Origin of the sequence: Aeromonas sp. R10-2 (assembly GCF_040908445.1) — a bacterium.
Classification (GTDB): domain Bacteria; phylum Pseudomonadota; class Gammaproteobacteria; order Enterobacterales; family Aeromonadaceae; genus Aeromonas; species Aeromonas veronii.
The window spans coordinates 1-23,238 of record NZ_JBFODS010000068.1; the positions used below are offsets into that span (position 1 = coordinate 1).

The 23,238-nt window shown below is 57.8% G+C and carries 21 protein-coding genes, 3 tRNA genes and 2 pseudogenes; 10 read left to right on the forward strand and 16 right to left on the reverse strand.

What is annotated here, in order from left to right; all coding sequences use genetic code 11:
- The 8 genes and pseudogenes from AB5Y97_RS14285 to AB5Y97_RS14320 form a co-directional block, all read right to left on the reverse strand.
- Positions 1 to 475, reverse strand: a pseudogene (locus tag AB5Y97_RS14285) (IS3-like element ISAeme20 family transposase); the annotation flags it as partial.
- 61 nt (positions 476 to 536) lie between these two features.
- Positions 537 to 2,195 (reverse strand): annotated as a pseudogene (locus AB5Y97_RS14290) (lysylphosphatidylglycerol synthase domain-containing protein); the annotation flags it as partial.
- 153 nt (positions 2,196 to 2,348) lie between these two features.
- Entirely contained in the window at positions 2,349 to 2,531 is a 183-nt protein-coding gene (locus AB5Y97_RS14295) for a hypothetical protein (RefSeq protein WP_005337116.1), read from the reverse strand.
- A gap of 54 nt (positions 2,532 to 2,585) precedes the next feature.
- Complete coding sequence (gene rstB / locus AB5Y97_RS14300) at positions 2,586 to 3,911, reverse strand: two-component system sensor histidine kinase RstB (protein ID WP_201946942.1); 1,326 nt, start codon at positions 3,909 to 3,911, stop codon at positions 2,586 to 2,588.
- Positions 3,912 to 3,932: 21 nt separating this feature from the next.
- Positions 3,933 to 4,643: a two-component system response regulator RstA gene (gene rstA, locus AB5Y97_RS14305; RefSeq protein ID WP_201946940.1), complete on the reverse strand. Its 711-nt coding sequence runs from the start codon at positions 4,641 to 4,643 to the stop codon at positions 3,933 to 3,935.
- A 315-nt stretch (positions 4,644 to 4,958) separates the two neighbouring features.
- Positions 4,959 to 5,034, reverse strand: a tRNA-His gene (locus AB5Y97_RS14310).
- Between the two features lie 52 nt (positions 5,035 to 5,086).
- A tRNA-Arg gene (locus tag AB5Y97_RS14315) sits at positions 5,087 to 5,163 on the reverse strand.
- A 37-nt stretch (positions 5,164 to 5,200) separates the two neighbouring features.
- Positions 5,201 to 5,277, reverse strand: a tRNA-Pro gene (locus AB5Y97_RS14320).
- A gap of 213 nt (positions 5,278 to 5,490) precedes the next feature.
- On the opposite strand from AB5Y97_RS14320, the gene folD reads away from it, so the two are divergent.
- Complete coding sequence (folD, locus tag AB5Y97_RS14325) at positions 5,491 to 6,345, forward strand: bifunctional methylenetetrahydrofolate dehydrogenase/methenyltetrahydrofolate cyclohydrolase FolD (RefSeq protein WP_005337113.1); 855 nt, start codon at positions 5,491 to 5,493, stop codon at positions 6,343 to 6,345.
- 117 nt (positions 6,346 to 6,462) lie between these two features.
- Here the strand turns inward: folD and cspD are convergent, their stop codons facing one another.
- Positions 6,463 to 6,681 (reverse strand): cold shock-like protein CspD, encoded by a 219-nt coding sequence (gene cspD, locus AB5Y97_RS14330; RefSeq protein WP_005300025.1) that lies wholly within the window; start codon positions 6,679 to 6,681, stop codon positions 6,463 to 6,465.
- Between the two features lie 229 nt (positions 6,682 to 6,910).
- Here cspD and clpS point away from each other — a divergent pair, with 229 nt between their 5' ends.
- Together clpS and clpA are read left to right on the forward strand one after the other, a co-directional pair.
- Positions 6,911 to 7,228, forward strand: coding sequence for an ATP-dependent Clp protease adapter ClpS (clpS, locus tag AB5Y97_RS14335; protein WP_005337111.1), 318 nt, complete (start codon positions 6,911 to 6,913; stop codon positions 7,226 to 7,228).
- 59 nt (positions 7,229 to 7,287) lie between these two features.
- Complete coding sequence (gene clpA / locus AB5Y97_RS14340) at positions 7,288 to 9,543, forward strand: ATP-dependent Clp protease ATP-binding subunit ClpA (RefSeq protein WP_201946938.1); 2,256 nt, start codon at positions 7,288 to 7,290, stop codon at positions 9,541 to 9,543.
- A 68-nt stretch (positions 9,544 to 9,611) separates the two neighbouring features.
- Here clpA and infA read toward each other — a convergent pair whose 3' ends face one another.
- The 3 genes from infA to aat all read right to left on the reverse strand — a co-directional run bounded on the left by infA (position 9,612) and on the right by aat (position 11,319).
- Entirely contained in the window at positions 9,612 to 9,830 is a 219-nt protein-coding gene (infA, locus tag AB5Y97_RS14345) for a translation initiation factor IF-1 (RefSeq protein WP_005300033.1), read from the reverse strand.
- Between the two features lie 68 nt (positions 9,831 to 9,898).
- Entirely contained in the window at positions 9,899 to 10,615 is a 717-nt protein-coding gene (locus AB5Y97_RS14350) for an arginyltransferase (RefSeq protein WP_123173239.1), read from the reverse strand.
- A complete protein-coding gene (gene aat, locus AB5Y97_RS14355; protein WP_201946937.1) occupies positions 10,612 to 11,319 on the reverse strand; it encodes a leucyl/phenylalanyl-tRNA--protein transferase in 708 nt (235 codons plus the stop codon). Before aat ends, AB5Y97_RS14350 begins: the two co-directional genes overlap by 4 nt.
- Positions 11,320 to 11,338: 19 nt before the next feature.
- On the opposite strand from aat, the gene AB5Y97_RS14360 reads away from it, so the two are divergent.
- Positions 11,339 to 11,809 (forward strand): glycine zipper 2TM domain-containing protein, encoded by a 471-nt coding sequence (locus AB5Y97_RS14360; RefSeq protein WP_005337104.1) that lies wholly within the window; start codon positions 11,339 to 11,341, stop codon positions 11,807 to 11,809.
- A 108-nt stretch (positions 11,810 to 11,917) separates the two neighbouring features.
- On the opposite strand, the gene AB5Y97_RS14365 is transcribed toward AB5Y97_RS14360, so the two are convergent.
- The 3 genes from AB5Y97_RS14365 to ald all read right to left on the reverse strand — a co-directional run bounded on the left by AB5Y97_RS14365 (position 11,918) and on the right by ald (position 15,479).
- Entirely contained in the window at positions 11,918 to 13,165 is a 1,248-nt protein-coding gene (locus tag AB5Y97_RS14365) for a diguanylate cyclase (protein WP_201946935.1), read from the reverse strand.
- Positions 13,166 to 13,227: 62 nt separating this feature from the next.
- Positions 13,228 to 14,178: a thioredoxin-disulfide reductase gene (trxB, locus tag AB5Y97_RS14370; RefSeq protein ID WP_019445530.1), complete on the reverse strand. Its 951-nt coding sequence runs from the start codon at positions 14,176 to 14,178 to the stop codon at positions 13,228 to 13,230.
- Between the two features lie 185 nt (positions 14,179 to 14,363).
- The gene (ald, locus tag AB5Y97_RS14375; RefSeq protein ID WP_047438314.1) at positions 14,364 to 15,479 is read right to left on the reverse strand and encodes an alanine dehydrogenase; all 1,116 of its coding nucleotides are present in this window, start codon (positions 15,477 to 15,479) and stop codon (positions 14,364 to 14,366) included.
- 150 nt (positions 15,480 to 15,629) lie between these two features.
- Here ald and lrp point away from each other — a divergent pair, with 150 nt between their 5' ends.
- From lrp to serS, 5 genes are all read left to right on the forward strand, one after another.
- Positions 15,630 to 16,121 carry a leucine-responsive transcriptional regulator Lrp gene (gene lrp, locus AB5Y97_RS14380; protein ID WP_005300047.1) on the forward strand — a complete coding sequence of 164 codons (492 nt, stop codon included), beginning with the start codon at positions 15,630 to 15,632 and terminating at the stop codon, positions 16,119 to 16,121.
- Between the two features lie 202 nt (positions 16,122 to 16,323).
- Positions 16,324 to 18,840 carry a DNA translocase FtsK 4TM domain-containing protein gene (locus AB5Y97_RS14385; protein WP_368158243.1) on the forward strand — a complete coding sequence of 839 codons (2,517 nt, stop codon included), beginning with the start codon at positions 16,324 to 16,326 and terminating at the stop codon, positions 18,838 to 18,840.
- Between the two features lie 80 nt (positions 18,841 to 18,920).
- The gene (gene lolA / locus AB5Y97_RS14390; protein ID WP_041202312.1) at positions 18,921 to 19,529 is read left to right on the forward strand and encodes an outer membrane lipoprotein chaperone LolA; all 609 of its coding nucleotides are present in this window, start codon (positions 18,921 to 18,923) and stop codon (positions 19,527 to 19,529) included.
- 76 nt (positions 19,530 to 19,605) lie between these two features.
- Positions 19,606 to 20,943: a replication-associated recombination protein A gene (locus AB5Y97_RS14395; protein ID WP_201946925.1), complete on the forward strand. Its 1,338-nt coding sequence runs from the start codon at positions 19,606 to 19,608 to the stop codon at positions 20,941 to 20,943.
- A 306-nt stretch (positions 20,944 to 21,249) separates the two neighbouring features.
- Complete coding sequence (serS, locus tag AB5Y97_RS14400; RefSeq protein WP_368158245.1) at positions 21,250 to 22,545, forward strand: serine--tRNA ligase; 1,296 nt, start codon at positions 21,250 to 21,252, stop codon at positions 22,543 to 22,545.
- A 2-nt stretch (positions 22,546 to 22,547) separates the two neighbouring features.
- On the opposite strand, the gene AB5Y97_RS14405 is transcribed toward serS, so the two are convergent.
- Positions 22,548 to 22,724: a hypothetical protein gene (locus AB5Y97_RS14405; protein ID WP_155395816.1), complete on the reverse strand. Its 177-nt coding sequence runs from the start codon at positions 22,722 to 22,724 to the stop codon at positions 22,548 to 22,550.
- An 8-nt stretch (positions 22,725 to 22,732) separates the two neighbouring features.
- On the opposite strand from AB5Y97_RS14405, the gene AB5Y97_RS14410 reads away from it, so the two are divergent.
- Positions 22,733 to 23,221 carry a CvpA family protein gene (locus AB5Y97_RS14410; protein ID WP_005337086.1) on the forward strand — a complete coding sequence of 163 codons (489 nt, stop codon included), beginning with the start codon at positions 22,733 to 22,735 and terminating at the stop codon, positions 23,219 to 23,221.
- Positions 23,222 to 23,238 lie beyond the last annotated feature (17 nt).

Here is a 23,238-nt window from a genome sequence, read left to right on the forward strand (position 1 = left end):
GTCTGGCGCGTCTTGCTGTGAGCAGCCCGAATGGCGACCTTGAGTCGTTCATCTTCTTGTTGGCGCTGTGACGGTGGACGCTGGCGCCAGTGGTAGAAGCCCGCACGAGAGACCTCCAGCACACGACAGATAACGGAAATGGGATAGATGTCCTTTTGGTTGGCTATCCACGCGTACTTGGCAGTGACTCCTGAGCAAAGTACGCGGCGGCCTTTTTTATGATGTCGCGCTCCATGTTGGCTTGTGCGAGAGCTTTGCGTAGCCGGGCCACTTCAGCCTCCAGCTCGGCGACAGAACGCGCTCCGGGAATGGCCGATGTATCCTTTCCTCCTTTGGCTGCGACCACCCAGTTGCTCAGTGTGCCTTTGGCAATACCCAACCTTCTGGCGGCTTCAGCTTGGCCAAGGCCTTGCTCCAACACCAGTCGAACCGCCTCTGCCCGAAACTCTGGTGAATAGTGTTCTCTCGATTTCATTCAATACCCCCGATTGTCTCATCGTAACAATCGGGACTGTCTGTGAAAATCAGGATACCTCAGGGTGGAACAGCAGGGATTTGTCCTGCAACTGGGCTAGATAGCCGTGGATCCCCCCTTCACGCACCACCAGTTCGTGGGCGCGCGCCAGCGTCTCCTTGTCCGGCTTTTCACCGACTACGCGCAGCGGTGCAAGCAGCTGGGCAACCCCGGCCACGGCCAGCACGGCCACCACGCTCCCCATGGCGCGCAGGCCGCGGGCAGCCCCGCCGTGGGGCGAGAAGTGGAACCAGAGGGCGTGGTCATACTCCACCTGACGGTAGGAGAAGAGCAGCAGCCACAGGGCTCCCAGCAGCACGGCGCCGACCGAGATGAGCCAGCCCGGGGTGTACTGGGGATAGAGCAGCGACCCCTTGCGATAGAAAAGAGAGCGGCAGGGAGTCATGATCAGCAGGAAGCTGCCGAGCAGCAGGGCTGACTCCCAGTCTCCCCCCTTGAGCAGGGAGAAGGCGATACCCAGAGCCAGCAGCAGCTGGGTGGTGCGAAATGCGGCGTCGTGACGGCGATAGAGGCTGCGAGCCAGCAGGATCAAGAGGATACCGCTCACGCTGCCGAGCACGTGGGAGAGCTCCAGCAGATGGAGCGGCAACACCTGCAGCCACACTTCGATGTGGCTGCGCATGGTCGGGATCATGCCCGAGCAGAGCAGCAGGCTGCCGGCGGCGAAGGTCCCCATGCTGATAAGGGCGGGCAGAAATTCGCGTACTGCGCTCATCAGCCCCTGTAGCCGCTGCCAGCGCGCTTTTTGTTGCAGCATCTCCTGACTCGCAAAGAGCAGCAGGGCACAGAGAAAGGGAAGCAGGTAATAGATGCAGCGGTAGAGCAGCAGCGAGGCGAGCAGCTTGTCGGTTGGCAGATAGTTAGCCAGCAACATGCTCATGCTCGCTTCGAACACCCCGATCCCGCCCGGCACGTGGGCCAGCACCCCGAGGAAGCTGGCCAGCACGAAGGCACTGAGCAGCACAGGATAGGGGACGCTATCTGCGGGCAACAGCACGAACAGTACGGCGGCGGCGGCCATCCAGTCAGCCAGCGCGACCAGCAGCTGCGACAGACGAACCTTGAAGCCGGGCAGGGTCAGGGTGTGTTCGCGCCAGGAGAGACGGTGTGTGGGCCAGCAGAGGTAGCAGGCCACCAACAGCAGAGCCATCATTCCCACCAGCTTGAGCAGGGTATCTGCCCATTGCGGCCAGTCAGGCAGCAACTGTGATACATCGCAGGTCAGTAGGGCGCCACTTCCCCACGCCAGCAGGCCGAGGAAAAAGGTGATGGAGCAGAACAGCACCACGCGTGCCACTTCCCCGGTGGCGAGCCCCAATGCTGAGTAGAGGCGATAGCGTACCGAGGTGCCGGTCAGCAGGGAAAATCCCAGGGTGTTGGAGAAGGTGTAGGCGATAAAGGAGGTGATGCTGACCTGTTGCCAAGGAAGGCGCTTGCCCAGCGCATGGAGCGCCAGCATGTCATAGCTGCAGAGGCAACCATAACTGAGCAGGGTCAGCAACAGGGCGCCCGCCAGTCGCGGCAGGGGTTGGGACCAGATGGCCACACGAATATCGTGCCAGTGCCATGCCTGAGTCAGGTGATACAGCACGGTCAGTGCGGTGCCGAGCAGCAGCAAGCTGCACAAGGGGCCTAGCCATTTAAGCAGATGACGCCACATGCCATGTTCCTGTGGTCATTGACCGTTTCCCGCAAAGGGGGAGCCGGGTCGTGGATCCGGTTTGGACGAGGGAGGCGCTCGTCAGGAAAATTTCGGGAAGAGATGGAAAGGGAGGCGTCAGCCTCCCTCTGTGTTATCCAGTGATCGGTTGGATCACTTGGTTTTCGGCGCGACTTTGACGGCAGGGGTCTTGGCGTGGGTGGCTTTATGGTGTTTTTTCACCACCTTGGTCTGGGTCGCCTGCGGTGTGGCTGTCTTGGTCGGAGTGGCCGCCATGGTGAAACCGGAAGTCAGGGCAAAAACAGCGGCCAGAGTCAGGGGAATGATCTTTTTCATGGTCAATTTCCTTATTCGGGTTGATGTTATGGAGCGTTCTCCATGACAGTCATCCTATGACGGTTGCGGCGGCCCTTCAGTGAGCGGTTGGTGACGGTTTGTATCCAAATGTACAGGCAGGGTCAGGCAGAAGCGGGCGCCGTGGTCACTGGCCAGCAACGCCACATCCCCCCCGTGATGACGGGCAATGCTGCGCACGATGGCCAACCCCAGCCCGGTACCGCCGGTGCGACGATCCCGGCTCTGATCAAGGCGCACGAATGGTTCGAAGATCTGGGGCGCCAGCGCCGGATCGATCCCCGGTCCATCGTCGCTAACCTCCAGCAGATAGTTCTCCTGTAGCCGCGAGATGGAGAGGGTGACCTCGCTCTCGGCGTAGCGCAGAGCATTGCCGATGAGGTTCTCCACCGCGCGGGTCAGCAGACGCTGATCGCCGCACCAGGGCATGTGGCGTGGCGGCAGATCGAGGGTGAGCTTCTTTTCGGGGGCCAGCGCTTGCCAGTCGCCGAGATGCGCTTGTGCCCAGTGACTGAGTTCAAGCTCGTCGCGCTGCAACGGCAACTCGGGTCTATCCAGCCTGGCGTAGGTGAGCATCTCTTCGATCAGAGCGTCCAGCGCTCCCAGATCTCGCTCCAGCGCCTGCTGCTCCTGCTCGGCAGGGGCAGGATCGAGCATGGCAAGCCGATAGCGCAACCGGACCAGCGGGGTGCGCAACTCGTGGGCGATGGCATCGGTCAGTTGCTTGCGGCTGGCAATCATGGCCTGCAATTGGGTCGCCATTTGATCGAAGGTGCGTCCCACCCGGGCCAGACTGCTGCCCGGTGGCAGATTGGTTCGGCAGGAGAGATCCCCATCGCCTACGCGACGTGCGGTTTGCTCCAACTGTTGCAAGCCGCGCCAGTGGGGACGCAGCCACAGAAGGATGGGCAGGCCGAGAGAGAGGCCGATCACCAGCAGCAGTCCCACATCGACCCAGTGCAGCTCGTGCAGGTAGGAGAGATAGGGAACCGGGCCGACAATCAGCACCCGATCGGTATCGGGGATGCGCTGCAGGAAGGTGTCATCCTCCTCGACGATGACAATATTGCCAGCGGCCAGAAAGGCCTGATCCTCGTTGGCCAGCGGCTGGCGCACCAGCTCGCCGATCTTGAGGGGGAGGGTAAACTGACTGCTCTGCTCGGCCAGTCGATCGGGCCAGCGCTCTGGCGGGGTTCTTGCCAACTCGCCGGTCAACAGGCCAAGAGAGCCCTGCATCATGCGTTCGAGATAGCGATCACCCGCCCGTTCGGCGGTCACCTGATAGACCACGCCAACCAGCAGGATGGCCAGGGTGAAGCAGCCGATCAGCAACAGATAGAATTGGATAAAGAGACGGCGCATGGCGGTGCTCCCGAAAGAGGGTTATTCCCAGGCGTGGGGGACGAAGAGGTAGCCTTTCTGGCGCACCGTCTTGATCCGGGTCGGGTTGTCGGGGTTATCACCCAGTTTGCGGCGCAGGCGGGAGATGGCCACATCCATGCTGCGATCCTGGCCGTCGTACTCCCGGCCGCGCAAGCTGCGAAAGAGGGCTTCCCGACTCAAGATTTGGCCCGCGTGGCAGGCGAGCTCCCACAGCAGATCAAAGTCGGCGGTCGAGAGAGCAATGCTCTCGCCATCGAGCCGCACATCTCGCCCCGGGCCATCCACCCGCAGCCGACCAAATTGCAGCTGCTGGGGAACGCAGCTGGTGGCTGCCGGTTGGGTTGATGCTTGCTGGTGCTGGCGAAACTGCACCCTCAGTCTGGCCAGTAGCACGGGGGGCGGGGTGGTTTTAAGGATGTAGTCGTTGGCGCCCAGCTCCAGACTCAGGATCTGGTTCATGTCGCTATCCAGCGAGGTGAGCATTACGATGGGGCCGTCGAAGCGTGGCCGCAGATCCCGACAGAGGGACATGCCATCCTGCCCCGGCAACATGATATCGAGCAGCACCAGATCGGGCTGTTCGGTCTCGACCCGGGCCAGCGCCATATCCCCTCTGGGCTCGAGGATCACGTCCATATCGTGGCGACCGAGCCAACTGCTGATGAGCTGGCCAATCTCGGGATCATCTTCGACAAAAAGAATGCGTTGCATAGAAAAGCTCCAACGGAAAGCAGGAGAGAAGAAGAGCGATCCGCATATCAATGGCGCTTGGGAAATACAGAAAAAGAACCGGGCAGGCTGATGTGTGGGGGAGAGTGGCTGTGTGTATCGATGGGGAGGCACACATCGTGACAAATGGGCGGAGCCGCGTTTATCGATCTGGAGGATAATGGCCTTGCAGACAAGGCAAGGTACAGTCGAGCGCAAAACAAAAAACCGGCCAAGGCCGGTTTTTCGCGGAGCAGACCAGAAGGTCACTGCACCAAGTCGATGGACATCACCTTGCGGCGATTATCGACAGAATAATGGGGTGGCTGATGGGGCTCGAACCCACGACAACCGGAATCACAATCCGGGACTCTACCAACTGAGCTACAGCCACCACTGAAATTTTCATCAACGCTCGCCAATCCAAGAGGAAAGGGGAGCATTAATGGCGCGCCCTGCAGGATTCGAACCTGCGACCCACGGCTTAGAAGGCCGTTGCTCTATCCAACTGAGCTAAGGGCGCTTTGTATCAACACGTCTTGACGACAAGTTGATGAACATGGTCGGTGATAAAGGATTCGAACCTTTGACCCTCTGGTCCCAAACCAGATGCGCTACCGGGCTGCGCTAATCACCGAAAATCCCTGACCAGCATATCGACAAGAGTCGTACTGGGCAACGGGCGGGCATCATAGCCAAGCGTAAGGGCCAGCGTCAACGACTTTTTCCCCCAGTAAATTCAAGTGCCTACTTATTGCCCGCTACAGGTATGGCGTGCGTCTGCCGCTAACATCCCGGCTAAAAAAATGCGACAATGCGCGGCAGTTGAACACATGGTGAGTGGAGAACGATGTCTGCCAAAATCATAGATGGAAAACAGGTTGCGCAAACGATTCGCAGCCAGGTCGCGGCGCAAGTCCAACAGCGGTTGGCGGCAGGGAAACGGGCTCCAGGGCTGGCAGTCATTCTGGTGGGGGCGGATCCAGCCTCTCAGGTCTATGTCGGCAGCAAACGTCGGGCGTGCGAGGAGGTGGGTTTTCTCTCCCGCTCCTATGATCTGAGTGCAACCGCCAGTCAGGAAGAGCTGCTGGCGCTGATTGACCAGTTGAATGCGGATAGCCACGTAGATGGCATTCTGGTTCAGTTGCCGTTGCCGGATCACTTTGATACAACTCAGGTGCTGGAGCGGATCCAGCCTGACAAGGATGTAGATGGTTTTCACCCGTATAACGTCGGTCGTCTGGCCCAACGTATTCCGGCGCTGCGCCCCTGCACTCCGAAAGGGATCATGACGCTGATCGAGACCACCGGTGTCAAAACCCATGGTTTGCACGCCGTTGTGGTCGGTGCTTCCAACATCGTCGGGCGTCCCATGACCCTCGAATTGTTGCTGGCGGGCTGCACGACCACGACCTGTCACCGTTTTACCCGGGATCTGGAAGAGCAGGTACGCCGTGCCGATCTGCTGGTTGTTGCGGTCGGCAAGCCCAACTTCATCCCTGGGGAGTGGATCAAACCGGGGGCACTGGTGATCGATGTGGGCATCAACCGCCTGGCTGATGGCTCGCTGGTCGGGGATGTAGAGTTTGAGACGGCGCGCAGCCATGCCTCCTTCATTACTCCGGTACCCGGTGGTGTGGGCCCGATGACGGTCGCCAGCCTGATGGAAAATACCCTGATCGCCTGCAGTGAATATCACGACTGATCATGGCTGGTGATAACCCTGTGATCCCGTGAGGAGGCAGGATTCGCCAGAAATCTGACAATAAAAAACCGGTTGCTCAGAGAGGAACCGGTTTTTTATTTATCCAACGGGTGTTATTTACATATTTTGTGCTTCGTTTGGCACAATCACAGAGGCGTGATTTCCTTTCGGCCCCTGTTGCAGTTCAAAATTGACAGCCTGACCCGCTTTCAGGGTCTTGTAGCCCTCCATTTGAATCGTGGAGTAGTGAGCGAAGATATCCTCACCGCCCCCTTCCGGACAGATAAACCCAAATCCTTTTGCGTTGTTAAACCACTTAACTGTGCCGGTTGCCATACTTCTACATCCTTTTATTGATTACCCAGAAGTCGTTGAGTAACCTGCGCCAGCCCTTTATAACTAGGGACATGGGCCCATAGCAGACGGGCACAGATTAGCAAGTAACCAATCTAGTCTAACTTTTGAGCGAGTCAAGAAGTTGTTAACAGCTGATGTGATCTGGTTAACAAGTCTATTGACAACCTTGTGTTAGACGGTAGTAATCTAGAGGTACCAAAGCGCGATTATGAGCAAGCAGAAAGAACTCTTTGCTAATGAAGAGATTGCAGAAGCAGAGAAAACAAAGCTGCAGCCGCCACCCATGTATAAGGTTGTGTTGAACAACGATGACTACACGCCCATGGAGTTTGTGGTGGAGGTGCTGCAAAAGTTCTTTGGTATGGATTTGGACAAGGCGACTCAGGTCATGCTGAGTGTGCATTATAGTGGTAAGGGTGTCTGCGGCATGTTTACCGCAGAGATCGCCGAAACCAAGGTTGTCCAGGTCAACACCTATGCACGTAACAACGAACATCCACTGCTCTGTACTATGGAAAAGGCTTGAATCTGATGACTTGATGGCGAGTGTGACACCACATTGTAGCTGTACTAGGGGAGGTGCCTATGTTGAATAAAGATCTAGAAAAGACGCTGAACGAGGCTTTCAAACTGGCCCGTGACGAGCGCCACGAATTCATGACCGTCGAGCACCTGTTGTTAGCCCTTCTGGATAACAGTTCAGCCCATGAGGCGCTGAGCTCTTGTGGTGCCGATGTTGAGCAGATGCGCAAGGAGATCCGCGCATTCATCACCCAAACTACTCCGCTCATACCGCGCGATGATGAAGATCGTGAAACCCAGCCGACACTGGGCTTCCAGCGCGTGTTGCAGCGTGCCGTCTTCCATGTGCAATCCTCCGGCAATACCGAAGTCAGCGGCGCCAACGTGCTGGTCGCTATCTTCAGTGAGCAGGAGTCACAAGCTGCCTATTTCCTGAAAAAAGCCGAGATCAGCCGTCTCGACGTCGTCAATTTCCTCTCCCACGGGGTTCGCAAGGATAACAAGCCGGATCTCGGCAGCAATAACAATCCCGAGTCTGATGATGATGTCTCGGCCGCCCAGATTGAAAGCTTTGCCACCAACCTGAACCAGCTGGTGCTGGAAGGGCGCATCGATCCGCTGATTGGCCGTGATCAGGAGCTCAATCGTACCATTCAGGTGCTCTGCCGTCGTCGCAAGAACAACCCGCTGCTGGTGGGTGAAGCGGGCGTGGGCAAAACTGCTATTGCCGAAGGCTTGGCCTATCGCATCGTCAAGGGTGATGTGCCCGAGGTGATTGCGGGCAGTACCATCTATTCGCTGGATATGGGGTCTCTGCTGGCGGGCACCAAATACCGTGGGGATTTCGAGAAGCGCCTCAAGGTACTGCTCAAGCAGATTGAGCGTCAGGAAGGGGCCATCCTCTTTATCGACGAGATCCATACCATCATCGGTGCCGGTGCAGCATCCGGTGGTCAGCTGGATGCAGCCAACCTGATCAAGCCGCTGCTCTCCAATGGTTTGCTCCGCTGTGTGGGATCCACCACTTATCAGGAGTATGCCCAGATCTTCGAGAAAGACCGTGCGCTGGCCCGCCGCTTCCAGAAGATCGATATTGTCGAGCCGACTATCGATGACACCACTCGCATCCTGATGGGGCTCAAGAGCCGCTATGAAGCTCACCACGGCGTACGCTATACCGCCAAGGCGATCCGTGCAGCTGCCGAGCTCTCTGCCAAGTACATCAATGATCGTCACCTACCCGACAAGGCGATCGATGTGATCGACGAGGCGGGCGCCGGTCAACGGTTGCTGCCGGCGAGCAAGCGCAAGAAAGTGATCAATGTGCAGGAAATTGAGTCCACCGTAGCCAAGATAGCCCGCATTCCGGAGAAATCAGTTTCTTCCTCGGATAAAGAGGTACTGAAGAACCTGGAGCGCAATCTGAAGATGGTGGTCTTTGGTCAGGATAAAGCCATCGAGGTGCTGACCGATGCGATTCGCCTCTCTCGTTCAGGTTTGGGTAACGAGCGTCGCCCGGTTGGTTGCTTCCTCTTCGCTGGCCCGACCGGGGTGGGCAAGACCGAGGTCACCCAGCAGCTTGGTAAGGCGCTGGGTGTCGAGATGCTGCGCTTTGATATGTCCGAGTACATGGAACGACATACCGTATCTCGGCTGATTGGTGCGCCTCCCGGCTATGTTGGTTTTGAGCAGGGTGGTCTGCTGACTGATGCGGTGATCAAGCATCCTCATTCCGTCGTGTTGCTCGACGAGATTGAGAAGGCGCATCCGGATGTATTCAATCTACTGCTGCAGGTGATGGACAACGGCACCTTGACCGATAACAACGGGCGCAAGGCGGATTTCCGTAACGTGATTTTGGTCATGACTACCAACGCCGGTGTGCAGGAGACCCAGCGTAAATCGATTGGCTTCCAGCAACAGGATTTGAGCCACGATGCCATGGCGGTGATCAACAAGACCTTCAGTCCGGAGTTTCGTAACCGGCTTGATCACACCATCTGGTTCAACCATCTCGATATGACGGTGATTTATCAGGTGGTCGACAAGTTTATTGTCGAATTGCAGGTTCAACTGGATGCGAAGGGAGTTTCTCTCGAGGTGTCCGAGCGTGCCCGCCACTGGTTGGCAGAGAAGGGATATGACAGAGCCATGGGCGCCAGACCGATGGGGCGGGTGATCCAGGAGCACCTCAAGAAACCCCTGGCCAACGAGATCCTGTTCGGTTCACTGGTTGACGGGGGAATTGTGAAGGTTGAGTTGGTAAATGACAGCCTCAGCTTTGATTTTCAGGTCAATGTTGAAGCTGTTTCCCACTAAGCGTCAGTGATCAGAAAACGACAAAAAACCCCAACCGAAAGGTTGGGGTTTTTTGCTGAATTCCTGGCTTAGCGAGAGCGGAAAACAATACGTCCCTTGGAGAGATCGTAGGGAGTCAGTGCTACCGTTACTTTGTCTCCAGTCAGGATACGAATGTAGTTTTTGCGCATCTTGCCGGAAATATGAGCGATAACCACGTGACCATTCTCCAGTTCCACACGGAACATGGTATTGGGCAGGGTTTCGAGAATAGTGCCCTGCATCTCAATACTGTCTTCTTTAGCCATTGAATCCTCTTGATAAGCCACAACAAAAAACCGCTGGATCATGCCGGATTTAAGGCTATGTGTAAAGTTTACTCGGGCTTGGTGTCGATATTTTTCCATTCCCCCTGAATTAACAGCTCATGAGGGAGGTAATTGCGTTTGTAATTCATCTTGCGACACGCCTCTACCAGATAGCCAAGATAGAGCCAGCTTCGCCCGGTTCGCTTGGCCAGATCGAGCTGGCAGAGGATGGCAAAGGTACCCAGGGAGCGATCGGCATAGTCAGGATCGAAGAAGGTGTACATAGCGCTCAAGGAGTGGGGTAGCAGGTCTGTGGTAGCCACGCCAATAAGACGGCCCTCTTTGCGCATCTCCAGGTAGAGCGGCGGCATCCAGTCACAATGGAGAAAACCGCGATACTGGTTGCGGTTGGGCGGGTACATGCTGCCATCGTGGTGGCGCTCACGAATGTAGCGTTCGTAGAGCAGGTAATACTCGGGCTTGTCATCGTAACTGAGGACGATCTCGATATCCCGGTTGAGTTGGCGGATCCGCTTCTGGCCGCGGCTTGGGCGAAAGTGCTCGCTGTGAATACGAAGGGATTGGCAGGCATGGCACGCCGGGCAGTGGGGACGATAGATGTCGTTGCCACTGCGGCGAAAACCGGCAGTCAACAATCGCTCGTAACCGTTGGCGTTGAGCAGATTGTGATCCATCAGCACCAGCAACTGCTCCTGTTCATGGTCCAGATAACTGCAGGGATGCTTGGGAGTCAGCCCTACTTTAAGGATCACTTCTTCAGTCATAGGCTGATCTCCCCCTCTTGCCAGCAGGAAGCCAACAGTGGTTGATGGCCAAGGCGCGCCAGCTCGGCCAGAAAACGGGCCCTTGGCCACTCCTCGATACCCAGGGTCGCCAGAAACGGGTTCTGCATCTGGCAATCGATGAGATCGCCGCGATGGCGGGCGAAGTGGCGACAGAGTGCCACCATGGCAAGTTTGGCGCCGTTATCAATCCGGCTGAACATGGATTCACCGCAAAACAGTCGGCCGATAGATAGGCCATACAGCCCCGCTTGCAGCTCTCCCTCCTGCCAGATCTCGATAGAGTGGGCATGACCCAGCCGGTGCAACTGCTGGTAGGCCTCGATCATGGGTTGGCTGATCCAGGTGCCATCGGCAGTGCGACGAGGGGCGGCGCAGGCGGTAATGACTTCATTAAAGGCGCGATTGACGGAAATATCGAATGGGGTACGGCGGATAATCTTCTGCAGTGTCCGCCCCACATGGAGTTGGTCGGGACGGATCACTCCGCGGGGATCCGGTGACCACCACAGGGTCGGCTGGTGGGGTTCATTCCACGGGAAGATCCCCTTGTGATAAGCTGCCAGCAATCTGGCAGGGGAGAGATCCCCGCCGATCGCCAGCAAGCCGTTGGGCTCTTCCAGCGCATGGCTGGGGTCGGGAAACCAGCAAAGCTCATCATCCAGTTGGGTAAGATAGCGAGACATAAGGCAACGAGGTTCATAGATGAAGGCCATTATCCTGATAGTATCCAGCTTGCTCTGCTTTGTCACGGCGCCCGCCGGGGCGGAGGTCTACCAGCGCAATACCGCGCGGCCGGTCAATCAGGTGGTGTTTGGTCAGGTCGAAACGGTGCGCAATATTACCCAGCGCCAGATCCTGGAGTCAGAGCACTCTGGCTGGAAGACGCTGGGTGGTGCCGTGTTGGGCGGTCTGCTTGGCAACCAGTTTGGTGGCGGTCATGGTCGTGAAATCGCCACCGCCGTCGGGGCGCTGGCGGGAGCTGCGGCTGCGCAGCAATACCAGTCCGGGGGAACCGTGGTGGAAAACAAGCTGGTGGAGCTGCTGATCCGCAACGAGCAAAATGCCCTTATCAACGTGATCCAGGATTATGATCCCGCCATGGTCTTTGCCAATGGAGACAAGGTGCGCATTCTCTACTTCGATGATGGGGTGCGGGTCGACAAGACTTACTGACTTTCGATAGTCATGGTGATGGGAAGACTGTGGCAGGAAAGGAACCCGCAGACTCTCCTGTCGGAAAGTCTGTCGGGCGGTAATACACGGGACTGATGCCCTGAGGATTCAGATAGTTATCTCTTGAGAGACTATCTTGTCGCGACCGGTGTTCTTTGCCTGATAGAGCAGCCGATCCGCTACGCTCAGCGCCTCGTCCATGGATATCCGCCCGACGCTGATCACGCCGTAACTGGCGCGAACAAAGAGCGGGGTTTCCGGTGACAAGGGTTGCTGGCGCAGCTGCTGACGCAGCCCTTCAAGACGCTTGATCAACACGGGGACGGTACAGTGAGGCACCATCATGGCAAACTCCTCTCCGCCAAACCGGGCGATCATGGCATCGGGGAAGAACTGGGTCAGTAGCCGGGTCAGATGGCAGAGCAGTTGATCGCCGATGGCATGGCCCCAGTGATCGTTGACCTGCTTGAAGTGATCCACATCGAGCACACAGAGTGCAAGAGGCGTCTGCTGGCGCTGATGTTCTTCAAACCATTTTTGCCCTTCGTTGAACCAGTAGCGCCGATTGTAGAGACCGGTCAGGTAGTCGCGATTGGCTGACTCCTGAATGCTGTTGAACTGCTCGAGCGCCTCCAGATTGTGGCTGACCCGACACTGCAGCTCTTCCGGCTCGAACGGCTGGTTGAGAAAGTCGTTGGCGCCTTGCTTGAGGTAGCGAGCAGAGAGACCGCGTTTGTCCGAGACCGAGATCCCGATAATCGCGAGCTGCTGCTTGCTGTAACGCTCTCTCAGCATCCGCACCAGACTGATGCCATCGATATCCGGCATATAGTAGTCGACCAGTGCCAGCCGGATGTCCGGGTGTTGCTCCAGCATCGCAATCGCTTCACGGGCATGACTGGCCTCATGCACCTGCAACAACTGCTTGCGCAACTGGGCCATGGTGCGGTGACGGGAGGTGCGTGAGTCATCGACCACCAGCACTTCGATGGACTGGTTGAGATAGAGGCGGTGCACCAGACTAACGGCATATTGCAGCGAGTGGCGCGAATCCTTCATCACATAGTCCAGCACGCCGGTTTCCAGCCAGGCTGCACGTTTATCCTCGCTGATGTCGGCAGTGAGGATCACCACCGGCAAACCTCGAGCCAGCAGCTCGTTGACCGCTTCGCCACGGGGCGCATCCGGCAAGGTCAGGTCCACCAGCGCGACCACATACTCCTCGCCCCGGCAGTGACGGGCACCTTCGAGGGTATCGAAGGCGTCAATCTCGAGGCCTGTCTGCTGAGCAATGGCCTGAGTCAGCATACGGCGGATGGTCAGGCTATCTTCGACAATCAATATCTTCTGTTTCATTAGACTCCTTTAAATAAAAAAGGCATACCGACTGGTATGCCTTATATCACAACTGCGCTTATTTATTGCGCGTCAAGGTAGCGTTCGGCATCGAGGGCTGCCATGCAGCCGGTACCGGCAGAGGTGATCGCCTGACGGTAGTTGTGGTCGGCCACATCGCCGGCAGCGAAGACACCTTCAATGCTGGTCTGGGTGGCAAAACCGTCGAGGCCGCCGCGTACCTTCAGATAGCCGTTTTGCATCTCCAGCTGGCCATCGAAGATCTGGGTATTGGGCTGGTGGCCGATGGCGATGAAGACGCCCATCAGCGGCAGCTCGCTGGTGCTGTTGTCCTGAGTGTTGCGCAGGCGCACACCGGTGACCCCCATCTGATCACCCAGCACTTCGTCCAGGGTCTGGTGGGTGTGCAGCACGATGTTGCCGCTCGCAACCTTGTCGTGCAGACGCTTGATCAGGATCTTCTCGGCACGGAATTCGTCGCGGCGGTGGATCAGGTGCACCTTTTTGGCGATGTTGGCCAGATACAAGGCCTCTTCCACAGCGGTGTTGCCGCCGCCGATCACCGCCACTTCCTGATTGCGGTAGAAGAAACCGTCACAGGTGGCACAGGCAGAGACGCCGCGCCCCTTGAAGGCCTCTTCGGAGGGCAGACCCAGATACTTGGCGGAGGCGCCGGTCGCGATGATCAGGGCATCGCAGGTGTATTCGCCGTTGTCGCCCTTGAGGCGGAACGGGCGCTGAGTCAGTTCGACACTGTTGATGTGATCAAACAGGATGCGGGTATCGAACTTCTCAGCATGCTCTTTCATGCGCTCCATCAGGGCCGGGCCGGTCAGGCCTTCCGGATCACCTGGCCAGTTTTCCACTTCGGTGGTGGTGGTCAGCTGACCCCCTTGCTGCATGCCGGTGATGAGCAGGGGATTGAGGTTGGCGCGGGCGGCATAGACGGCCGCGGTGTAACCGGCCGGGCCTGACCCTAAGATCAGCAATTTGCTGTGAGTGACTTGGCTCATGATGTCATTTCCGGGATGTGATGAGTTTGCGCGATTGTAGGTAATTCGTGATCCGGGGTCAAAGGCTGGTGAGTCGATTGCACTAATCGTGTTCACAAGGGGTGACATGCAAAATAAAGGAATAAAAAAACCGCCCATCGCGGGCGGATTTTCACTCATCTCCAACTGGCGCAGGCCAGCGCAGATCAGTTCAGCAGGGTTAGGGGATCCGTGTAGGCAAGGCCATGTGCCACGGCCACTTCCTTGCAGGTGAGCTTGCCCTCCATCACGTTGAGCCCGTGCAGCAGGTTGGGATCGTTCAGCAGTGCCTGACGATACCCTTGCTGTGCCAGCTTGATGATAAAGGGGAGGGTGGCATTGTTGAGCGCCACGGTCGAGGTGCGGGCCACCGCCCCTGGCATGTTGGCGACACAGTAGTGCACCACCTCATCGACGATATAGGTCGGATCCTGGTGGGTGGTGGCGTGGGAGGTTTCCACACAGCCGCCCTGATCGATGGCCACATCGACGATGGCAGAACCCGGCTTCATGCGCGCAATGTGGTCACGGCTGACAAGTTTTGGCGCAGTGGCACCCGGCACCAGCACGCCGCCGATGACCAGATCGGCCGCCAGCAGATGGCGCTCCAGCGTCTCGCTGTTGGAGTAGACCACCTTGGCCGCTCCCTGGAACTCGTTATCGAGACGGCGCAGGGTATCGACGTTGTTATCGAGGATGGTGACATCCGCGCGCAGGCCAATGGCCATGCGGGCCGCATTGGAGCCGACCACGCCGCCACCGATGATCACCACCTTGGCCGGTTCGACACCGGGTACGCCGCCGAGCAGCACACCGCTACCACCGCGCGATTTTTCCAGCGCTTGGGCACCCGCCTGAATAGACATGCGTCCGGCAACTTCTGACATGGGGGCCAGCAGGGGCAGGCCGCCACGGCCGTCGGTGACGGTTTCATAGGCGATACAGATGGCGCCGCTTTTCAGCAGGGCTTCGGTCTGGGGCAAGTCTGGCGCCAGATGCAGATAGGTGAACAGGGTTTGACCCGGACGCAGCATGGCACATTCGACAGGCTGAGGTTCCTTGACCTTGACGATCATCTCGGCTTTGGCGAAAACCTCTGCAGCAGAGGCCAAAATTTCGGCTCCAACAGCGATATAATCTGCATCGCTGAAGCCAATGCCGTTTCCGGCACCGCTTTGGACGAAAACAGTATGGTTTCGTGCTGTCAGTTCACGTACACTGGCCGGAACCATGCCTACGCGGTATTCATGGTTTTTTATCTCTTTAGGTACACCGATAATCATGCTATCCCTCGTCTATAGATTGGTGTTTCATGTTGCCAAAATGTTAACCAACATTTGCGCCTAGTATATTCAGGTATTGACAGGATTTGTGACCATAATTATAAAATGACTGGTGATTCTTACCAAAAAATAGCCAAAGGATGGAATAAAATGATGGAAGCTAAGAGTCGGCTAAAGGATTTGGACAGGATTGACCGCAACATTCTTAATGAACTGCAAAAGGATGGCAGGATTTCGAATGTTGAGTTGTCCAAGCGAGTTGGCCTGAGTCCTACACCGTGTCTGGAACGGGTTCGTCGCCTCGAGCGACAAGGTTATATCGAAGGATATGCCGCTATTCTGAACCCTCATTATCTGGACGCATCTCTGCTGGTGTTCGTAGAGATAACCCTCAATCGCGGGGCGCCTGATGTGTTTGAACAGTTCAACAAGGCTGTTCAGGTACTCGAAGAGATCCAGGAGTGTCATCTGGTTTCCGGTGACTTCGACTATCTGCTCAAGACCCGAGTCAGCGACATGTCGGCTTACCGCCGTCTGTTGGGGGAAACCCTGCTGCGTCTGCCCGGTGTCAATGACACCCGCACCTACGTGGTGATGGAAGAGGTCAAGCAGAGCAGTCGTCTGGTGATCAGCACCCGATAAAGCAGGTTATGCCGTGGTGTATTTTCCATATGAGACACCATGACAGTCAGAAACGAGCGGCCGGTCCGCTCGTTTCTTCTTGTAAAGATAATTGCAAATATGGCCCCGTCCCATCAGGCTCTGGCTGACAATCGATGGGCTTTTCGGGGATACTAGGCCCCCTTATTTCCTGCATTACATGTTTTCAGAAAGGAGCCGGAGTTTGGCCGATAAAAAGCTGTTTACTCCTTTATCAGGTACACAACGGATCTTCGAAGCCGTCTTGATCGCCATCACTCTGATGGCTGCTTATCTTCTGCTTGCCCTGTTGTCCTATCATCCCGCTGATCCCGGCTGGTCCCAGACCTCCTGGCAAGGGGAGGTGAAGAACCTCGCCGGTAGTGCCGGTGCTTGGCTCGCCGATATCACCATGTTTACCTTTGGTGCTTTCTCCTATCTGGTGCCGCCGCTGGTGGTACTGCTGGGCTGGAGTCTGTTCTGGCGCCCGAGCCGTCTGCTCGATGTGGATTACCTCACCCTGGGGGTGCGGATCATCGGCTTTATCCTGACCGTACTCGGCATGTCGGCCATTGCCAGCATGAACTTCAACGATATGCAAAACTTCTCCGCCGGTGGTCTGGTGGGGGATGTGATCGCCTCCGCGGTGGTGCCGCTGTTTGGCGGCGTCGGTGCCAACCTGATGCTGCTCTGCTTCGTGGCAACCGGCATCACCCTGTTTACCGGCTGGTCCTGGCTCACCATCGTCGAGCAGATCGGTGCGGCCTGTACCGGTTCGGTCAGCGCTGTTTACCACTTCCCGACCACCCTCGGCCGCTGGCTGACCGGTGGCTGGCGTCAACCCCGCAACGAGGGGCCGGATCCCTTGCTGGAAGGCGGGGTAGGGGCCATAGCGTTTGATGATGAGGAAGATGAGCCACACACCAGCTGGACGCGCAAGCCCAAGGCCAAAAATCAGAAGGCTGCCGCCGAAGAGTGGCTGCCAGAACTCGACGACGATACCTTCGAGTTCGATCCCCAGTTTGATGATGAGGATGACGAGCCAGCTCAGGCTGCCAAGCCGAAACGTGCGGTGGCGGCCGCCAATGGTCGCCGTCAGCCGGTACTGGCTGTGGCCGATGACGATGATGAGGACGATCTGGATCTGCCCTGGGCCGAAGGGGACGACGAGGTTGCCGCGCCGGTAGCCGTCGCACCAACCAAGCCCAAGCGTCGTCCGCAGTCAACAATGCCGCCGTTGCCGAGTATCGAACTGCTCGACCGTCCACCCGCCAAGACCCAGATGATGAGCAAGGATGAGCTGGATCGCATGGGCCGTCTGGTGGAGGCCAAGCTTGCCGACTACAACGTGCAGGCCAAGGTGGTCGGTGTCTATCCGGGCCCGGTCATTACCCGTTTCGAGCTGGATCTGGCGCCGGGCATGAAGGCGAGCAAGATCACCAACCTCTCGCGCGATCTGGCCCGATCCCTCTCTGCCAGCAGCGTGCGGGTGGTGGAAGTGATCCCGGGTAAAACCTATGTTGGTATCGAGCTGCCCAACCGGGTGCGTCAGACCGTTTACCTGCGCGAAACCCTCGACTGCGATGCCTTCCGCGATAGCCGCAACCCGCTCACCATGGGCCTGGGTCAGGACATCGCAGGGGAGCCGGTGGTGGTGAACCTGGCCAAGATGCCGCACCTGCTGGTGGCCGGTACCACAGGTTCAGGTAAGTCGGTGGGGGTCAACACCATGATCATCTCGATGCTCTACAAGTCATCCCCCGATGATCTGCGCTTCATCATGATCGACCCCAAGATGCTGGAACTCTCGGTCTACGAAGGGATCCCGCATCTGCTGACCGAGGTGGTGACCGACATGAAGGACGCCGCCAACGCCCTGCGCTGGTGTGTGGGCGAGATGGAACGCCGTTACAAGCTGATGTCGGCAGTCGGGGTGCGCAACCTCAAGGGCTACAACGACAAGGTGCTGGCTGCCATCGAGGAGGGGGAACCTCTGCTGGATCCGTTGTGGCGCCCGGGTGACTCCATGGATCAGATGCCGCCAGAGTTGGAGAAACTGCCTCACATCGTGGTGGTGGTGGACGAATTTGCCGACATGATGATGATCGTCGGCAAGAAGGTGGAAGAGCTGATCGCCCGTATCGCCCAGAAGGCGCGGGCTGCCGGTATTCACCTTATTCTGGCGACCCAGCGTCCGTCAGTGGATGTGATTACCGGTCTTATCAAGGCCAACATCCCGACCCGTATTTCGTTCCAGGTATCGAGCAAGATCGACTCCCGTACCATTATCGATCAGGGCGGCGCCGAATCCCTGCTCGGTATGGGCGACATGCTCTACATGCCGGCTGGCACCTCCAACCCGACCCGGGTACACGGTGCGTTCGTCGATGACCACGAAGTGCACAAGGTGGTGGCGGACTGGAAACTGCGCGGCGAGCCGAACTACATCGAGGAGATCCTCTCCGGTGAGTCGGGTGGCGAAGGTGGCAGCGGCGAATATGGCGGCGGTGGCGATGAAGAGCTCGACCCCCTGTTCGACGAAGCGGTCGCCTTTGTGGTGGAGTCCCGCCGTGGCTCGACCTCCAGCGTCCAGCGCAAGTTCAAGATTGGGTACAACCGGGCAGCCCGTCTCATCGAGCAGATGGAGAATCAGGGCATCGTCAGCTCACCGGGTGGCAATGGTCAGCGCGACGTGCTGGCACCGCCGCCGGTGCGGGACTAAGCCTCACCGTTTCATTCTATCCCTGGCCATGCCCTCCGCGGGCGTGGCCTTTTATCGAGAGCGTCTTTATGAAGAGCGTGATGAAAAAACAACTGTTGATGGGTACCGTGCTGCTGATGGCCAGCAGTCAGGTGTGGGCCGATGCGGCCAGCGATCTCAAACAGAAGCTGGCGGGTGTCAGCCTCTTCTCCGCCAAATTTGCCCAGACCGTCTATGACAGCAAGGGCAAAGAGCTGCAAAAGGCCAGCGGCGATCTGCTGGTGCAGCGGCCAAACCGCTTCAACTGGCACACCACCTCGCCGGACGAGAGCCTGATCGTGGCCGATGGTCAGGATGTCTGGGTCTATGATCCCTTCGTCGAGCAGGTCACCGCCCTCAAGCTGAAAGATGCGGTGCTCAACACTCCCTTTATTCTGATCGCTGGCAATGACGACAAGTTCTGGAAGAACTATGACGTGACCCAGCAGGGAGATGTCTATACCGTCACCAGCCGCAACAAGGATGAGCTGATCGCCTCCTTCCGTGTCACCTTTGACAGACAAGACAACATCAGTCGTTTCGATGTGAAAGAGGCGCAAGGGCAGTGGAGTGAATTCACCCTGAGCAGCTTCAACCGCAAGCCGGTGCTCAAGGGCAACGAATTTGTTTTCAAGATCCCGAAGGGGGTCGAGCTGGACGACCAGCGCTAATGAGCAAGCGGTCGTTTGATTGCTCGCCACTGCGCCAGTCAAAGGCGGGTGGCGTGACGCTGGGTGGTCAATACAGATGAGTAACTTGTCGCTGGATTTTTCATCGGACTTTCGTCCGCTGGCGGCCCGGATGCGGCCGCAAAACCTCGGCCAGTATATCGGTCAGCAACATATCCTGGGGGCTGACAAGCCCCTGCGCAAAGCCATTCTGGCGGGTCACTGCCACTCAATGATCCTGTGGGGGCCGCCCGGTACCGGCAAAACTACGCTGGCAGAGCTGATGGCGCATTACTGTCAGGCTGAAGTGGAGCGGCTCTCTGCGGTCACCTCCGGCATCAAGGAGATCCGCGCCGCTATCGACAAGGCGAAGGAGAACAGCTGGCGCGGGGTGCGTACCATCCTGTTCGTGGATGAGGTGCACCGCTTCAACAAGAGTCAGCAGGATGTGTTCCTGCCTCACATCGAAGATGGCACCATCACTTTTATCGGTGCCACCACTGAAAACCCCTCGTTCGAACTCAACAACGCACTGCTCTCTAGGGCACGGGTCTATCTGCTCAAGCGACTGGAGGAGAGCGACATCCTCGCCATGATCGATCAGGCGATGATCGATCCTCGTGGTCTCAATGATCCGGCACTCACCTTCGCCCCTGGCGTCAAAGAGGCGCTGGCCAAGGCGGTGGATGGGGACGGACGAAAATCCCTCAACTATCTGGAACTGTTGGCCGACATGGCCGAAACCGACAGTGCAGGGGCGCGGGTGATCGACAGTGCCCTGCTCGCCGCCGTGGTGGGGGAGCACGTGGCCCGCTTCGACAAGGGGGGCGATCACTTCTACGACCTCATCTCGGCGGTGCACAAATCCATTCGCGGCTCGGCGCCGGATGCGGCGCTCTACTGGTATGCCCGCATGGTGAGCGCCGGTTGCGATCCCCTCTATATAGCCCGCCGCTTGCTGGCGATTGCCTCGGAAGATGTGGGCAATGCCGATCCCCGTGCCATGCAGGTCGCCCTGTCGGCCTGGGATTGTTTCCATCGGATCGGGCCGGCGGAAGGGGAGCGGGCTATCGCCCAGGCGATCGTCTATCTCGCCTGCGCCCCGAAAAGCAATGCGGTCTATACCGCCTGGAAGGCGGCGCTTCATGATGCCAAAAACCTCCCTGACTTCGAGGTGCCGGTACACCTGCGCAATGCGCCGACCAAACTGATGAGCGATCTGGGCTATGGCGCCGAGTACCGTTATGCCCATGACGAGCCGGGCGCCTATGCTGCGGGCGAGCAGTATTTCCCGCCCGAGCTGGCGGGCAAACAGTACTACCAGCCCACCGATCGCGGCCTTGAAAAGCAGATTGGCCAGAAGCTCGATTACCTCCATGAACTGGACAGGCAAAGTCCGCAGCAACGGGGCAAATAGCCCCTTTGTTACCCCGCGTGGCTGAAAATTGGTCAGGCGTTTGAATATGCAGGACGGTTTGCGTGCCAAAGTCGGTAAAAACGACACAAATAGTCCCTGTTCGGGCGGGGGGGCGGTCTGCTACACTGCCCGTCTGACCCCGCTTGTCTTGGCCTTGCGCCATCTTCTTGATCTCGAAGGCCTGATTGTTGAGGCCCGATTCTGAAGACGATTGGGGTGCGCCAACCGATGTTAACTTCCGGATCTGTTTCCCAGCCCGTCATGACGACTCAGGCCCAGATCCCATTTTAAAAAAGTAGGTAAACCATGCTGGATCCCAAATATCTGCGCAGCGATATCGAAGAGGCTGCCGCTCGTCTGGCGACACGTGGCTACGTTCTGGACGTAGCAGCTGTCAACGCTCTGGAAGAGAAACGCAAGGATCTGCAGTCCCGTACCCAGGAGCTGCAGGCCGAGCGCAACGCCCGCTCCAAATCCATCGGTGAAGCTGCCCGTCGTGGTGAAGATGTTGCCCCGCTCAAGGCCGAAGTGACCAAGATCAACGACGAGCTGGAAACCAGCAAGGTCGAGCTGGATGCCCTGCTGGCCCAGCTGAAAGCCATTGCCGACGCCATCCCCAACCTGCCGAGCGAGACCACTCCGGTGGGCCGTGACGAGAACGACAACGTGGAAGTGCGCCGCTGGGGTACCCCGCGCGAGTTCAGCTTCCCGGTACGCGATCACATCGATCTGGGCGAAGCGGCCAAGGGCGTTGACTTCAAGAACGGCGTCAAACTCTCCGGTACCCGTTTTGTAGTGATGAAGGGTCAGATTGCCCGTCTGCACCGTACCCTGGCTCAGTTCATGCTGGATCTGCACACCCAGCAGCACGGTTACACCGAGTGCTACGTGCCCTATCTGGTGAACCCGGACAGCCTCTATGGCACCGGTCAGTTGCCGAAATTTGCTCAGGACCTGTTCAATACCGGTATCGAAGGTGAAGGGGAAGAAGAGGGCAAGCTGCGCAAGTTCTCCCTGATCCCGACCTCCGAAGTGCCGCTCACCAACATGGCCCGTGACGAGATCTTTGACGCGCAAGAACTGCCGATCAAGATGACCGCCCACAGCCCCTGCTTCCGCTCTGAAGCCGGTTCCTACGGTCGTGATACCCGTGGCCTCATCCGTATGCACCAGTTCGACAAGGTTGAAATGGTTCAGCTGGTTCACCCGGAGAAATCCTGGGATGCACTGGAAGAGATGGTGGGTCACGCCGAGAAGGTGCTGCAACTGCTGGAGCTGCCGTATCGCGTGATGGCGCTTTCTACCGGTGACATGGGCTTCTGCGCTTCCAAGACCTACGATCTGGAAGTGTGGCTGCCGGCCCAGAACACTTACCGCGAGATCTCCTCTGTCTCCAACTGCACCGACTTCCAGGCGCGCCGCATGCAAGCTCGCGTGCGCATCGACGGCAAGCCGCAGCTGCTGCACACCCTGAACGGCTCCGGTCTGGCAGTGGGTCGTACCCTGGTTGCCGTGATGGAGAACTACCAGCAGGAAGATGGTCGCATCGCCATCCCCGCTGCGCTGCAATCCTACATGGGTGGCCTGACCCACATCGGGTAAGCTCAAGCCGCTGACCACAACGCCATGGCATTGCCATGGCGTTGTGCATTCTGGCGCCGATCAACCGTTTTAGTACTGAAAAAATGCGGCTTTTCGGCGTCGCTTTGAACAGTTAACACATTTTTATCAAGCAATGCGCAATCGTTTTTGTTAGACTGCGCCGCAATTTCGCAGGACATCTTTTTCTATGGTCTGGATTGATTACGCCATCATCGGCATCGTCGGTTTTTCTGCTCTCATCAGCCTGGTGCGCGGCTTCGTCAAGGAGGCCATGTCTCTTGTCACCTGGTTCGTCGCCTTCTTTATTGCCAGCCATTTCTATCCTGATCTCGCCGTCTATTTTACCTCCTTCTCCGACGCGCTGGTTCGCAACGGTCTGGCCATCGCGGCGCTGTTTGTGGCGACTCTGATCCTCGGCAGCGTGGTCAACTATGTGGTGGGCCTGCTGGTGGACAAGACGGGTCTCTCCGGTACCGATCGGGTGCTGGGGGTCTGCTTCGGTGCAATTCGCGGGGTGCTGATCGTCAGTGCCCTGCTTTTTTTCATGGATACCTTCACCAGCCTCTCCCAGAGCGACTGGTGGGTGGCGTCCAAGCTGGTGCCGGAGTTCAAGCCGGTGATCCAGTGGTTTTTCGGGTTCATGTTGAACTCATCCAGTTTTCTTAAACAGGTATAGTGACTTCGAGGTAGCAA